11 protein-coding genes are annotated in these 15,104 nt (G+C 60.9%); 9 read left to right on the top strand and 2 right to left on the bottom strand.

The genetic code is table 11. The features are described 5' to 3' along the window. The first annotated feature begins 191 nt into the window (after positions 1 to 191). The 9 genes from HY696_03545 (at position 192) to clpB (ending at position 11,628) form a co-directional block, all read left to right on the top strand. Positions 192 to 1,433 (top strand): PAS domain-containing protein, encoded by a 1,242-nt coding sequence (locus tag HY696_03545; protein MBI4237479.1) that lies wholly within the window; start codon positions 192 to 194, stop codon positions 1,431 to 1,433. 12 nt (positions 1,434 to 1,445) lie between these two features. Then, complete coding sequence (locus HY696_03540) at positions 1,446 to 2,855, top strand: sigma-54-dependent Fis family transcriptional regulator (GenBank protein MBI4237478.1); 1,410 nt, start codon at positions 1,446 to 1,448, stop codon at positions 2,853 to 2,855. Then, positions 2,848 to 4,278: a sigma-54-dependent Fis family transcriptional regulator gene (locus HY696_03535; protein ID MBI4237477.1), complete on the top strand. Its 1,431-nt coding sequence runs from the start codon at positions 2,848 to 2,850 to the stop codon at positions 4,276 to 4,278. The genes HY696_03540 and HY696_03535 overlap by 8 nt, the downstream gene beginning before the upstream one ends. Next, a complete protein-coding gene (locus tag HY696_03530) occupies positions 4,278 to 5,654 on the top strand; it encodes a sigma-54-dependent Fis family transcriptional regulator (protein ID MBI4237476.1) in 1,377 nt (458 codons plus the stop codon). Before HY696_03535 ends, HY696_03530 begins: the two co-directional genes overlap by 1 nt. A gap of 9 nt (positions 5,655 to 5,663) precedes the next feature. Then, on the top strand, positions 5,664 to 6,014 hold the full coding sequence (locus HY696_03525; GenBank protein ID MBI4237475.1) for an STAS domain-containing protein: 351 nt from the start codon (positions 5,664 to 5,666) through the stop codon (positions 6,012 to 6,014). Between the two features lie 10 nt (positions 6,015 to 6,024). Continuing rightward, a complete protein-coding gene (locus tag HY696_03520; GenBank protein ID MBI4237474.1) occupies positions 6,025 to 6,438 on the top strand; it encodes an ATP-binding protein in 414 nt (137 codons plus the stop codon). Next, on the top strand, positions 6,431 to 7,705 hold the full coding sequence (locus tag HY696_03515; protein MBI4237473.1) for a SpoIIE family protein phosphatase: 1,275 nt from the start codon (positions 6,431 to 6,433) through the stop codon (positions 7,703 to 7,705). Before HY696_03520 ends, HY696_03515 begins: the two co-directional genes overlap by 8 nt. A gap of 3 nt (positions 7,706 to 7,708) precedes the next feature. Beyond that, positions 7,709 to 8,953, top strand: a complete 1,245-nt coding sequence (locus tag HY696_03510; GenBank protein ID MBI4237472.1) for a bifunctional folylpolyglutamate synthase/dihydrofolate synthase — start codon at positions 7,709 to 7,711, stop codon at positions 8,951 to 8,953. A 137-nt stretch (positions 8,954 to 9,090) separates the two neighbouring features. After that, positions 9,091 to 11,628, top strand: coding sequence for an ATP-dependent chaperone ClpB (gene clpB / locus HY696_03505; GenBank protein ID MBI4237471.1), 2,538 nt, complete (start codon positions 9,091 to 9,093; stop codon positions 11,626 to 11,628). Positions 11,629 to 11,800: 172 nt separating this feature from the next. On the opposite strand, the gene HY696_03500 is transcribed toward clpB, so the two are convergent. Continuing rightward, complete coding sequence (locus HY696_03500) at positions 11,801 to 12,673, bottom strand: alpha/beta hydrolase (GenBank protein ID MBI4237470.1); 873 nt, start codon at positions 12,671 to 12,673, stop codon at positions 11,801 to 11,803. A gap of 5 nt (positions 12,674 to 12,678) precedes the next feature. Beyond that, a complete protein-coding gene (locus HY696_03495; GenBank protein MBI4237469.1) occupies positions 12,679 to 15,096 on the bottom strand; it encodes a VWA domain-containing protein in 2,418 nt (805 codons plus the stop codon). Between the last annotated feature and the right edge of the window lie 8 nt (positions 15,097 to 15,104).

The raw sequence follows: 15,104 nt of genomic DNA, 5'->3' as shown, positions 1-15,104 counted from the left end.
GCTCGCAGTCGCACACCTCGGGAAGAGGGTCAAGCAAAGCGTGTATACGTGCGTACAGACGTGCGCACGCAAGGCACCCTCCCAGTGGGTTTCGATTGCCGCGTGAAAATTACCATATTTGTTATTGGGTTAAAGTGCACAGGGTATTATGGACTTCCCATAATGAAATTAATTGGGTACCATCCTACCCGATGGCTAAGGGGGGCATCACAACACGCGTCGTGGCCGTACCGCGCAAGCCGCCCAAGTTGGTGGCGGCGAAGGCGCCAACCCGGGGATTGAAAGAAAAGATTGTCGAATTAGAGCGACTTGTCGACCTCCTGTCGCGCGGCAAATATCTCTGGGAATCGACCTTCGATGCCATCCAAGATCCGGTCAGTGTGCTCGATCGCCAATACCGCATTCAACGCGCGAATTTGGCGATGGCGGCGCGGGCCGGGATCGATATTCGCGAATTGGTCGGGCAGCGCTGCTACGAAATTTTTGCGCACCGCAAACAGCCGTGCCAAGGTTGTCCGGCGGCGGAAGCGATGCGGCGCGACTGGCAAGCCAAGAGCCAACTCAACCACGCCATCGGCGCACGTGAATACGAAGTCCTCGCCTATCCTTTTCCCGGAGCCAAAGGGCAAGAGTATGCGCTGGTGATGCACTACCGCGACATCACGGAAGAACGGCGGCTGCAGCAAGAGTTAGTGCAGCAAGAAAAAATGGCGGCGATCGGCATGCTCGCGGGTGGTGTGGCGCACGAAATTAATAATCCACTCGGCGGCATTCTGGCCTTTACCCAATTACTGATGCGCGAGTTTCAGGACGGCGATTCGGTGCGCGCGGATCTGGAAGAAATCGAGCGCGCGGCATTACGTTGTAAGAAGATCGTCCAAGACTTGCTCGATTTCTCGCGCGTCTCCTCCGGTCGCGAGAAGACGGCCGTCGATATCGGTCCCTTGATTGAAAAAGTGTTCGGATTCTTGCGGCGCGAATTTCTGTCGCTGAATCTGCGTCTCCATACGGAAATCGCCACCAATCTGCCACCGGTCTTCGGCGACGGCAATCGGCTGCAACAAGTCTTCTTGAATCTCCTGACGAATGCCGCGCAAGCGATGCCAAAGGGCGGCGCGATCACGATCCGCGTGCGTCACGCGGCGGAACAGCGGCAGGTCGTTGTGGAAGTCATCGATAACGGCGTTGGGATCCGGCGTGAACTGCTGAATAAGATCTTCGATCCGTTTTTCACCACCAAAGGACCGGGGAAGGGGACCGGCCTTGGCTTGTCGATCACGTATCGGATTATTCGCGAACATAACGGGACGATTCACGTCGAGAGTGAGGAGGGGAAGGGGACGACGTTTCGGATCGGTCTCCCGCAGGCAGAGGCCGTGCATGTCGTGGAGGCGTCCGGGGGACTGGTCGGTGCATTACCACAACCGAGTTGAAGTGGAGGGGCTATGCGGCAGGAATCTATTTTAGTCGTCGATGACGAGGCCGTCATTCGCCGGGCGTTGGAAAAATTTCTGACTGATCTCGGGTATCACGTCGGTTGTGCCGGCACGGTCGACGAAGGGATTGCGTTGGCGGAGCGGAGGCCATTCGATGCCGCGCTCGTCGATCTGATGATGCCGGAGCGAAACGGCATTGAGCTGGTGCAGGCACTCCATGCGCGCGATCCGGAACTGGTCGCGATCGTCATGACCGGCTTCGGGACGATTTCCTCGGCCGTCGAGGCGATGCGCGCCGGCGCCTATCACTATTTGACGAAGCCGTTCGAGCTCGAGGCGATTCGGCAACTCGTCGGGACGGCCCTCGAATATCGGCGGCTGCGCGTGGAAAACCGCGCGCTAAAGGTCGCGTTGCAGCAGCAAGTCGGCTTTCCTGAGATCATCGGCCGCTCGCCGGTGATGGGCGAGGTGTTCGACCTGATCGAAAAAGTGGCGGCGACCGACAGCACCGTCTTGTTGCTTGGGGAATCGGGGACCGGCAAAGAGCTGGTGGCGCGAGCGCTGCATCACCGGAGTCATCGCACGCAAGGCCCGTTTGTGGCCGTCAATTGTGGGGCGATTCCGGAAGACCTGTTGGAGGCGGAACTCTTTGGTCATGTGCGCGGGGCATTTACGGGTGCCGTGGCCACGCGGGCGGGAAAATTCGAAGCCGCGCATGGCGGTACGATCTTGCTGGATGAGATCGGGGAGATGAGTCCGAAGTTGCAAGTCAAATTGTTGCGCGTGTTGCAAGAACGACGTTTCGAGCCGGTCGGTTCCGCACAGGTGATGGACGTCGATGTGCGGATTGTCGCCGCGACCAATCAGGACCTTGAGGTGGCGGTGCAAGACCGTCGTTTCCGCGAGGATCTCTACTACCGATTGAATGTCATTCCCGTGAAATTGCCGAACCTGCAGGAGCGGACCGGCGATGTCGCGTTGCTGGCGCAACACTTTCTGGACCACTTTAATCAGGTAAATGGTCGCGCGGTGAGCGGGTTTTCGCGGGACGCAGTGGCCTGCCTGGAGCAGTATCGATGGCCCGGTAACGTGCGGGAGCTGGAAAATTTGATCGAGCGGATCGTCGTGTTGAAGGGACAGGGCGTGGTCGAGGTCGCCGATCTGCCGGCCGCGTTGCAGACGCTCCCGCAGCCGTACCAACCGCCGCAGGTCGTGTTGCCGGTCACGGGGCTCTCATTAAAAGCCGCCGTGTTGGAGTTCGAGCAATCGCTGATTCAGCAGGCCCTGCAGATGTCGGGCGGCAATAAGAATCGCGCGGCGGGCCTGTTACAGCTCAATCGCACGACCTTAGTGGAAAAATTGCGTCGTCAACAGGGCGCCTCCGATGCGCCCGCGAACCAACGAGGTGATTATGTTTAAGCGGACCAATCTGCTGATCGTGGATGACGACGAGTCGCTCGTGAAGGTGTTCGAGCGTGTCGCCAAGGAGGAAGGGTGGAGCGTGGAAGTGGCGCGCTCCGGAACGGAAGCGGTGGAATGTCTGAATCGCCAAATGGTCGAAGTGGCGGTGATCGACATCAACCTCCCCGGCTACAGCGGCATGCAATTGCTGGAATATATCCGCGCCAACCAGCATGCGACGGAAGTGATCATCATCACCGGCGTCGGCACGGTCGAGACGGCGGTGCAGGCCATTAAGATGGGAGCCTACGATTATCTCACCAAGCCGTTCGAAGATATCACGAAGGTCGTGATGGCGATCCAGAAGGCGATGGAAAAATTCCATCTGATGCAGAAGCTGCGCCGCTTCGAGCGACAGGGATCGGATAAATTCGTCTACGAGGGGATTGTCGGGAAGAGTCGCAAGACGCAGGAGGTCTTTCAAACGATCGAGAGTGTCGCCGCGACGACTTCGACGGTGCTGATTCTTGGGGAGTCGGGGACGGGGAAGGAACTGGTCGCGCGCGCCATTCATCAGCGCTCGAAACGGAGTACGCGCCCGTTTGTGATCATCAATTGCGCCGCATTACCCGAACCCTTGTTGGAGAGCGAATTATTCGGGCACCAACGCGGCTCGTTTACCGGGGCGATTGCCGAGAAAAAGGGACTCTTCGAGGAGGCCGACGGGGGTACGATTTTCCTCGATGAGATCGGCGAAATCCCGTCGAGTATTCAGGTGAAGTTGCTCCGTGCGCTCCAAGAGGGAGAGATCCGGCCGGTCGGTGGGAATCAGAGCCGCCACATCGATGTCCGCCTGTTGGCGGCGACGAATCGCGAACTCGCGCAGTCGGTGAAAGAGGGAAAATTTCGCGAAGATCTATATTATCGGCTTAATGTGATTCAAGTCACGATGCCGCCGCTGCGGGATCGGCCCGAAGACATTCCGCTACTCGCGTACCACTTCCTGCAAAAATACAGTAAGAAAATGGAAAAAGAAGTGACGAAGATTGCGATTGACGCCTTGCAAGTGATGCAGAATTACCAATGGGTGGGGAACGTGCGTGAGTTGGAGAATGTCATTGAGCGGGCGGTCGTGCTCGTAACCGGCGATACCGTGACGGTGCGGGATCTGCCGCCGCGCATTTTGGGAGAAAGTTTCTATTTGGCGGAAGAGCCGGTGGCGACCGATCTCTCGCAATTTAATTATCAGGAAGCAAAGGATCGGGCGATGTGGGCCTTCAACCGCGCCTATCTCTCCAATTTGTTACGCCAAACCAACGGCAATTTGTCGTATGCCGCGCAAAAGGCGGGGATGGATCGCAGTAACTTCAAAAAGATCGTGAAGAAATTCAATATCGAAGTGGATGAGTTTCGGAAGAAATCGTCGGCGCGGGAGGCGTAATGCAATACCGTGTCCTGTTGGTCCGGGATCCGACAGCGAACGGCCGAGCGGTCGAGGACTTGCTCCCCGATGCCGCGTGGTCGATCAAGCACGCGAGTGCCGAAGATTATCAGGCGATGTTCGCGCTGGAACCGCCGGAAACGGTGCTGGTTCAGATCGGCGCGTCGCACGATCTGGCGCGCGATGTGCTGTCCGTCGCGCAACAGTTCGATGAACATTTACCGGTGCTGATCCTCGCGGGCGAGGGGAGTTCGGTGGAGACGGCCGTGGAGTTGGTCAAAGGAGGCGCGCACGATTACCTCCGCTGGCCGGTCGAAGCGAATCGTTTCCGCCATCTGTTGGAACACGCCGTCAAACTCTACCGATTGACGAAGCGGGTCTTTTTCCTGGAACAGCAGATGGGGTGGCCACACAAGTTCGCCGGGATGTTGGGCCAAAGTGCGAAGATGCAGGAAGTGTTTCAATTGATCCGGACTGTGGCTCCGACGAACGCGACCGTGTTGTTGACCGGCGAGTCGGGCACGGGCAAAGAGCTGGTCGCGCGCGCCATCCATCAATTCAGTCTGCGGGCCGAGCAGATCTTCATGGACATCAATTGCGGGGCGATTCCGGAGAATCTGCTCGAGAACGAGTTGTTCGGTCATGAGCGAGGCGCTTTTACCGGCGCGGAGCGGCGTTACACCGGCTGTTGCGAGCGGGCGCATCAAGGGACGTTATTCCTGGATGAAATTTGCGAGATGCCGTTGGCGCTCCAAGTCAAGATCCTGCGCTTGTTGCAGGAACGGAGTTTCATGCGTGTCGGCGGGAGCGAGCGGATTACCGTCGATCTCCGGTTCGTGGCGGCGACCAATCGCGACGTGCAAGCGGAAGTGCAGCGCGGTCATTTTCGAGAAGATTTATATTATCGTTTGAACGTTGTGCCGATCCATATCCCGCCGTTGCGGGAACGTGCCGAGGATGTCCCGGTCTTGGCGCGGGCCTTCATGGAACGGTTTGCGCAGAAATTGGAGAAGCCCTTCGTCGATATCGCCCCCGATGCAATGGGCCTGCTCTGTGCGCACACCTGGCCGGGCAATGTCCGCGAGCTGGAAAACGTCATTGAACGCGTCGTCGTGTTGCATAACGACACTCGCGTCAAGCCGAAGCACCTCCCGCCGCAGTTGCAAAAGTCACCGCGCGTCGCCGGGCGGCCGCGGGCCGTGGTCAATCAGGGCGGCGATGCGAGTGGCGTGCTGCCGCTCGACATGGTAGAGCGCTACGCGATCGAATCCGCGCTCGAGAAGTGTGTGTGGAATGTGGGCGAGGCAGCGAAGCGATTGCGGATCGGTCAAGCGACGCTGTATCGAAAAATTCGCCAATACGGGCTGCGGCAGTAGGGGGGGCGTATGGAAATCGTGGTCGCGCGGAAGGGGAAGTCGCTCGCAATTCTTGCCTGCCAGGGGAGTTTGGATGCCTCGACGGTCGACGATTTTAAGCGGTCGGCACAGGGCCTGTGCGACGACGGCGTCCGCCAACTGATTCTCGACGGGAGCGGGCTGGATTTCATCGACAGCGTCGGTCTCGGGGCTCTATTGGCGCTGAAGCGGCGGCTGCGCGAACATGCCGGGGATGTGCGGCTGGCGGCCCTCTCCAGTGACGTCCAGTCGATCTTCGAAATTACGCGTCTGCATCGACATTTTGAAATTTGCACGACGACGGACGAGGCGTGCCAACGATTTGCCGTCACGACGAATTAGGACATGAGGCATGAAGCTGGAGACCGCGGCGTTGACGGTCGCGATTCGGAGCGATCCGCGTTATCTCCCTTGGCTGCGGGCCGTATTGGTGGCGCTGCGCCGTGGGCTGCGACCGCGAGCGTCTTCCTCCCACCTGTGGCGTGCCGGGCTAGTGCTGACGGAAGCGATCAATAACGCGATCGCGCACGCGCATGGGCGCGATATGCGGCGCTGGATCGAGGTGCGCATCCGGTTCCACGCGCGCCGCTGCACGTTGACGGTGATCGATACCGGGCGAGCGTTCGGGTTGCCGCGCCGTGCCGTGATGCCGGGTCCGGAGCAGTGTCAGGGTCGCGGGTTGCCGTTGATTCAACAATGGTGTCGGCAGTGCCGGGTGGTGCGACGGGCACGGAAAAATTATTTCACGATGGTGTGTCATGTCTGATGCAACGTTTGAACATGCGGCCTTAGCGGCAGTGCATCGCTTGAGTCGGGCCATTACGGAAACGCACGATCTGCAGCGGATTTGCGCATTGTTATTGGAAGAGGCAGTGCGGCTGATCCCCGTCGAACATGCCTCGTTGATGCAATACGACGCGAGCGCCGGAGGCTTGCGCGTCGTGGCGGCCCGCGGCATGCCGGCGCATGTCGTGGAGCGGGTGCTGGTGCAACCGGGTGAAGGGATCAGTGGACGCGTCTTTTCGGAACGGACACCACAATTGGTCACGGATGCGCGGAACACGCGGGAAGCCACACGACGGCGCCGGTATCGTGGACATTCATTTCTCGTCGCGCCAGTCGCCGCCGTGCCGCTCCATGTGCGGGGGCAGTCGCTCGGCGTGATCAACCTGACCGATAAATGCGATGGGACGCCATTTTCCGCCCGCGATCTCACCGTGCTGACGACGCTGGCCAACCAAGCCGCCGCGTATCTGCATCTGTGCGCATTGGCCGAGCAACAAGTCCAGGCGCGGGCCGTGGAGCGAGAGTTGGAGGTGGCGCGCCAGATTCAACAGTCATTTTTGCCGACGATGCCTCTGCGGCTGTCCGGGGTGGATGTGGGAGGCATTTGTCTCCCCGCCGCGCGGGTCGGGGGCGATTATTTCGATGTGGTGCGCGGGGACGACGGCACCGTGAATGTCGTTATCGCCGACGTCGCGGGACACAACGTCGCGGCGGCGCTCTCGATGGCCGCCGTCCGCGCGGTGTTGCGCGCCGAACTGACGATCCCGGGCCACGACGTGGCAACCGTGTTGCAACGGACCAACCAGGCCCTGTATGCGGACTTGGCCCGCGCCGAGCAATTTGTGTCGTGTGCCGTGCTCCGATTCGATCCGGACTCGCGGTTGATTCATTACTGTGTGGCAGGACATCCGCCGCCGCTCTGGTGTCGAATGGCCGCAACACGCGCCGTTCCGTTGTTGCAGGGCGGCACCGTATTAGGGGCGGAACGGACGCTCGCACTGCAAGTCGGGCATGTCCCGGTGCGGCGCGGCGATTGCCTCTTCCTCTATACCGACGGATTGACCGGTCTGCGCGGCGCGCGTGGGCGTTATTTCGGGACGCGCCGACTGGCGGCGGCGATCCGGGCGGCCGGCACTGCGTCGGCCAGCGAGATGATTCGACGGGTGCAACACACGGTGGCACAATTTGCGCCGCGATCCCTGCAACAAGATGACATCACGATGGTCGCATTGAAGATCCGAGCATAGCGCATGCCGTGGCGATACGACGATCTGCTGCTGGACCTCGACCGCCGCAGTGAGCGGCGGATGCACTTCGGATTGGAGCGGATGCACGCCGCTTGCGCGCGTTTGCAGCATCCGGAATTGGCGGTGCCGACGCTGCACATCGCCGGGACCAATGGGAAGGGGTCGACGGCGGCCTTTTTGGCAGCGCTGCTGCGCGACGCGGGCTACCGTGTCGGCGTCTATACCTCGCCGCATCTCTGCGACTATGCGGAGCGGTTTACACTCGACGGCGTGCCGGCCGCACACGCCGCATTGGCCGCTTGCGCGGAGACGACAGTCCAACTCACGGCCGACTTGTCATTGACCTATTTCGAATTCTCGACGCTGTTGGCGTTCCGCTATTTTGCGGCGACGCGTCCGGATGTCGTGATCGTTGAAACGGGATTGGGCGGACGCTTGGATGCGACCAATGTCGTGGATCCCGTGCTCGTGTTGTTGTCGCCGATCGCGATTGATCATGCGGAGTATTTGGGGCGCGATGTGGCGGCGATTGCTGCGGAGAAATGCGGGATCATGAAAGCGGGTCGACCGGTGATCAGCGCCGTCCAACTGCCGGAGGTCTCTGCCGTGGTCGAGGAGTCGGCGCGAGCCCTCGGGTGTCCACTGCAATGGGCGGAACCGATTGCGGCGTCCGTGCCGCTCGGCCTCGCGGGCGCGCATCAGCGGATCAATGCGGGGTTGGCGTGGGCAGCGGCGCAAGCGCTGCGCGATCTGGGTTGGCGACGCGGGCGTGTCGCATCGCTTGCGGAGGCACACTGGCCCGGCCGCTGCGAGTGGTGGAGCCGACATCCCGCCGTGCTCTTCGACGGCGCGCACAATCCGGCCGGCGTAGCGGCGCTCGTCGCCTATCTCCGTCGGATTGCGGACGGTCGCGACGTGGGCGTTTGTTTCGGGGCGTTGGCCGATAAGCCAGTAACGGAGATGCTGGACCTCCTGGCACCGTTAGCGACGCGGTGGATCGCCGTGACGCCACCCTCCGCGCGGGCCCTCGCGGCCGCAGACGTCGCAGCGCAACTGCGCCGGTGCCAGGCGTTTGTGACCGAGAGCGCGCTTGCGGCTGTCCCGCAACTGGTCGCGGCGGCACCCGATCTATTGTGGGTCCTGACCGGATCGCTGACCCTGTATGCACCGCTACGAGCGGCCTTTGGTACAGGAAATTTCGCAGGAACGAGCGAGGGCGGGGCCCCACTCCGCGGGACGCTGGGATAGGGGGGACCCGCTGTTGCGGGGGGGAAGGGTTGACCCTTCCCTCCTGCGTCCCGCGGAGTGGGGCCCCGCCCTCGCGCCTTCACCGCGGACAATACGACATTTGACTTTTTTATGGCGGCGTCTCATTTTGCGTCCCTATGCGACTCGACAAAATGACGGTGAAGGCGCAAGAGGCCTTGCAGTTGATGCAAGATCAAGCGGCGCAACGGGAACATCAAGAATTACTCTCCACGCATTTATTGATGGCACTGCTCACGCAGTCGGACGGTCTCGCGACTGCGTTGGTGCAGAAAGTGGGGGTCGCGCCGGCGCAGGTGCAACAAGCCTGTGAAGAGCTGTTGCAGCGGCGCGCGAAAGTGAGTGGGGCGGCGTCCGGCCAGCACTTCATCGGCAAGGACTTGCAGCGCGTGTTTGACGAGGCCTTCAAGACAGCCGACGCGATGACCGATCGATTCGTGAGCGTCGAGCATTTGTTGCTGGCGCTCGCGGAACATGGCGGCGAGGCGGCGCAACTGTTGCGGCGTTTCGGCGTGACGCGCAGTGAATTGGAAAAGGCGCTCGTCAGCCTGCGCGGATCGCAGCGGGTCCAAGATCAAGATCCGGAATCGAAATATCGCGCGTTGGAGCGCTTTGCCCGCGACCTGACGGAACTGGCGCGCAAAGGGAAGCTCGATCCGGTGATCGGCCGCGACGAAGAAGTGCGGCGCGTGATCCAAGTCTTGTCCCGTCGCACCAAGAACAATCCGGTGCTGATTGGCGAGCCCGGCGTGGGGAAGACCGCGATCGTCGAAGGGCTGGCGCAACGCATCGTGCATGGCGATGTGCCGGAATCGCTGAAGAAGAAGCGCGTCGTGGGGCTCGACCTGGGGGCGATGCTCGCGGGCGCCAAGTTTCGTGGAGAGTTTGAAGAACGCCTCAAGGCCGTGCTGCAAGAGGTGGAGCGGTCAGAAGGCGAGATTGTCCTCTTTATCGATGAGCTGCACACGGTGGTAGGCGCGGGTGCGGCGGAGGGGGCGATGGACGCCTCCAACATGCTGAAACCCGCCCTGGCGCGCGGGCAATTGCGGTGTATCGGCGCGACCACACTCGATGAATTTCGAAAACATATCGAAAAAGATGCGGCGTTAGAGCGGCGTTTCCAACCGGTTGTAGTGGGCGAACCGAGCGTCGAAGATGCGATCGCGATCCTGCGTGGTTTGAAGGAGCGCTACGAAGTGCATCATGGCGTGCGGATTCAAGATGGGGCGCTGGTCGCTGCGGCAACGTTGGCGCACCGTTACATCACCGACCGCTTCCTTCCGGATAAGGCGATCGACTTGATGGATGAGGCCGCCAGCAAGTTGCGGATCGAGATCGACAGCTTGCCGACCGAGATTGACGAGATCGATCGGCGGTTGCGGCAATTACAGATCGAGCGCGAGGCGTTGAAGAAAGAAATCGATGCGGCGAGTCGGGACCGACTGACACGGTTGGAGGTGTCCCTCGCCGAGCTGCAAACGAACAGCGATACGTTGAAGGCGCGGTGGCAGCAGGAAAAGGCGGCGATCAGCAAGATCCGCAAGACCAAAGAGGCGATCGAACAAGCGCGCGCCGATCAGGATCGCGCCGAACGGAGCGGCGATTTGAACCGCGCCGCGGAATTAAAATACGGCGTGATGTGGCAGCTCGAAAAGCAATTGGAGACCGGACAAGCCGCACTCGCTGCGCTCCAGACGGGTGGACGGATGTTACAAGAAGAAGTCACGGAAGAAGATATCGCGGAAGTGGTGGCCAAGTGGACGCGGATTCCGGTGACGCGGTTATTAGAAGGGGAACGGGCCAAATTATTGCGGATGGAAGAACGCTTGCGCGAGCGGGTCGTTGGGCAAGACGCGGCGGTGCGCAAGGTCGCCAATGCGGTCCGGCGCGCACGCGCCGGCTTGCAGGATCCGCATCGGCCGATTGGGTCGTTTCTTTTTTTGGGCCCGACCGGGGTCGGCAAGACGGAAACGGCACGGGCGCTGGCGGAATTTTTATTCGATGACGAAGCGGCGATGGTGCGGATCGATATGAGTGAGTATATGGAAAAACATACCGTGGCCCGCTTGATCGGCGCACCGCCCGGGTATGTGGGATACGAAGAGGGTGGGCAGTTAACCGAAGCCGTGCGGCGACGTCCGTATGCGGTAGTGCTGTTCGATGAAATCGAAAAGGCGCATCACGATGTCTTTAATATCTTGCTCCAAATCCTGGACGACGGGCGGCTGACCGACAGCCAGGGCCGCACCGTCGATTTCACGAATACGGTCATTATCATGACCTCAAACGTTGCCGCTACGGAGGAAGGGCTGCGCAGCCACTTCCGGCCGGAGTTTCTCAATCGCATCGACGATATCGTCACCTACGATGCGTTGACGCCGGAACGCATTGAGCAGATCGTCGAGATCCAATTGCGGCGGGTGGCGGGGCATCTGGCAGGGCAGCAATTGTCGCTCACGTGTTCGGCGGCGGCCAAGGCCTTCTTGGCCCGCGCCGGGTGGGATCCGGCCTATGGTGCGCGGCCGTTGAAGCGTGCGATCCAGCGGGAACTATTGGATCCATTGGCGCTGCAGCTGCTCGAGGGTGTGATCACGCCGGGGCAACACGTTACGGTCGATGTCGCCGGCGATGCGCTGGTATTCAATCTCCCCAGGTGAAATGCCTTGCGCCGTCGGCGCACGGCCTCTGCATTCCCTCTCCCTTTGGGGAGAGGGCTAGGGTGAGGGGGAGGATGCAAAATAGTGAGAGTCCTGATGGTCTCCCCCTCACCCAACCCTCTCCCCAAAGGGAGAGGGAGGTGGATACCCCGCCCCTTGGGGCGGGGTTCGTTCATTGCCCAGACTTCGTAGTGCCAAGAAATTGCTCCACGAGTGCATTGACTTGATCGGGACATTCCATCAGCGCGGCATGGGTGGCGCCGTGCACGATCGCTATCGTTGAGTCAGGAATGCGCCGTTGCATCGTGTGTACGACGCGCGTCGGGACGAAGTCGTCATGTTCCGTGGCGATCAGCAGCGTCGGGATGCGAATGGTTTGCAGCACGTGCTCCATGTTGTAGGCCTCGGCGGCCTGGGCGAGTGTGGCGAAGCCGAGCGGTGTGAGACGGCGAATATGGTCGAAGTAATGTTGCATTTCGCGGCGCCGCAGTTTTTGCGTGTCGAGCCAACCGAGTAGTCCGCCGATGTAGTACGGTAATGGCGTCCGCAACAGCGCCTCTAGCGCCAGTTGCACCGCGTTCGGGTAAAAGACGCTCAGCAAATAAAAGAGATCGAAACTGAGACGACCGTACGGGGAATCGCCGAAATCACTGAGCGTCCGACCGGCCGTGCCTTGCACGGAAATCAGTTGCGCAAACGCTGCGGGCGCGGCGGCGTACATGCCGAGCAGGACTTGGAATCCTGCGCTGTGACCGATGCCGACAACGTTCGAGAGTTCCAGATGGCGTACTAGTTGGATGCCATCCGCGGCGAGATCGTCGAAGCGGAGCCGCGCTAAATGCGGTGGTTGATCAGAGCGGCCGTGACCACGATAATCCCAGCAGATGACTTGATGGCTGTCGGCGAAATGCGCGGCTAAATGGCGCCAAAAATACGACGGGACGCCGAGCCCGTTACAACAGAGGATCGGCGGACCTGCGCCGATGCTGCGATACCACAGTTTGGTCCCGTCCTGACTTCGCAACCAGCCTTGGCGCGCGCGCATAGCAGCTAAAACCGAATGATCTGTTCCACGGTCTGGTTTTCGGCCACGGCGAGATTGATCCACTTCTTCAGCAATTGATCGCGATCCCCGTCTTGGTAGCCCGCTTCGAGGTAGTAGTAGCCGGGCTGCATTTCAAACTCTTGCCATTGATCGCTGGTCTCGCCGGCGTACAGCGGCGCGTCTTGGCCATACGTGAAGAGCCGGAAGCCGCACGGAATGGGGATGTCGTTAGTGCCACGACAAGTCAGCCGCACCTTCCCCGCGATGAACTTCGCCAGTTGTTGGGTGGCGCCATTCGCGGTGACCGGGATGCCGCGAATCCAGACCGTCGGATGGACAATACCGCCCTGGCTGACATCGCGCGCGCGGATATCGTAGATCCCCGGCGTGAGTTGAAAACTGACGCCGCCGCTCAAGCTCCGTTGCGTGGTCACCGGATCCTCGCCGCTCCCGGGCCGATAAATCGAGACTTCGGTCGCCAGTGGGTTGTTCTTCGCGTCTTTGCCGACAATCTCCAACGTGCCGAGTTGGAACGAGGCCTCACGGATGTCGTGCCGATCGCCGACGATCTCGACATCGTCCCAAATCAGCGATGGCAGTGGCGTGATCGGCATCTTTTGGCGGGTCGCGACGATCTGATAGCGCCCGGGAGACAACGTGAGTTCGATCGGCGCGCTCGGACTGACTTCACGGACCAGGTCGCTGGCTTCACCTTTGCGACGCACCACGAATTCCGTTTCGACCGGTGCGCCGGTCCCATCCTTGCCGAGCAGTTTCATTGTGCCGACGGGGAACGAGATTAATTCCTGGGAACGATCGTTGGTGGCCACGGCCACAGCCGCGAGGGTGAGCGGCGCGGTGCCGCTGTACAACGGCGACGTGGCCTGGACGCGGATCTGATATTTGCCGACCGGGAGCAGCAATAAACGGCCGTCCGCGGGGAGGTCGCCTTCCGTCAGGACGGTATCGGGTTGTTCCGGCAACGCGATCTGATAATGACCGGAAATAAACTGGTGCTGGCTGGTTTCGGCCCGCAACAACAGTTCGCCGGTCTCGAACGTGAATTGATGTCCCGCCCGTTCTCCGGCCGCGACCACGACACGCTCGGCGGTGGCCACCAGCGGGATGCCGTTCACTTCCGGCCCGCTCGCATTGATTTGATACGTCCCCGGCGTGAGCAATACGCTCAGCGGCGTGCCGGTCCCTTGGGCGCTCCCGACGGCCGTGTTGGAGCGGGCATTCAGGAAATTGTACGTGAGCGCCGCGGGCTGTCCGTTCGGGTCGATGCCATTCAGTTCGAGCGTGCCGAGATCGAAATAGACGATCTGCTCCGCGCGCGCGCTGGCCTGGACTTCGACCCCTTTCAGCATTTTGGAGGGCTTGGAGGTCTCGATCGAGTCGGCATAGGTGACCAAGATGTCATAGCTTCCCGGTTGCAGTTGAAAGAACTTAATGCCGGTAGCGCGGCCTTCGGTGACGATTTGTTGCGTCCCGCTCCGATAGACGGTCATTTGGGTCGGTAATGGGGTGCTGCCGGCATAGGCCTTGATCCGCAGGTTGTACGGAAGATTGGCGTGCAATGCTTCGTCGGCGCTGCTGCGCAGTTCGGCCACGGTGCGGGCCAAATAAAAGCGGCCGTCGGTCTTCTGCGCCACGCAGCGCAGCTGTTGTTCCGCGGCTTGATCGAGGTCGAAGCCGACGACATGGACGATCACTTTTTTTGGACCGGTGTGGACTTGTTCGGCAGCCACGCACGGATCGGCATTGCAGGTGTCGGAACCGTCGGCGAACAGGAGGATCACGTTGTCGGCGTCGGTGCTCGCGTCGGGGAATTCTTCAGTGAGTTGTTGCAGTGCGTGCGCGATCGGGGAACTTCCCTTCGGCGTGATCCCGTCGAGTGCAGGCCCGAGTTTGTTCGGGTCGACCGCGCCGAGCTTGGCGATCTGCACCACATCGTTACAGTCGTTGCTCTCTGCGGGACTGCGCGAGCCGAACGCACGCAATCCAAACGCGCGGCGCATCCCGGTCGGGCTCGGTTGTACGAGGAGATCTTTAATGACCTGCTTGACGTAGTCGAGCTTGGTCCCGCTCTCGATAGCGCTCCCCATACTGCCGGAGGCATCGATCACGAGGGCCATGTTGGTCAGCGATTTCACTTCCTGGGTTGTTAATGGCACGGACGTCATGCCGGTATCGCCGGGGGCCGGCGGGATGGTGCCGGGCGCTGCGACGGTTGTGGTCGTTGAGGGGACTGGCGTGCTGGGGGCCGTCGTTGTGGTGGTGGTCGTTTGCGTCAATTCGAGGGGAGGCGTCGTGGCCGAGGCTGCGGGCCGCGTGGCCTTGGTCGGGGCCTGGCTGCGACGCGGCGAATGGCAAGCGGTCGCGAGACTGCACAACAGCAACAACACGATTCCCGTCTTCATCCAACCGC

The sequence above is a fragment of the Deltaproteobacteria bacterium genome (assembly GCA_016210045.1).
In the GTDB taxonomy this organism is placed as follows: Bacteria; UBA10199; UBA10199.
This window is presented reverse-complemented; position numbering and strand designations above follow the sequence as displayed.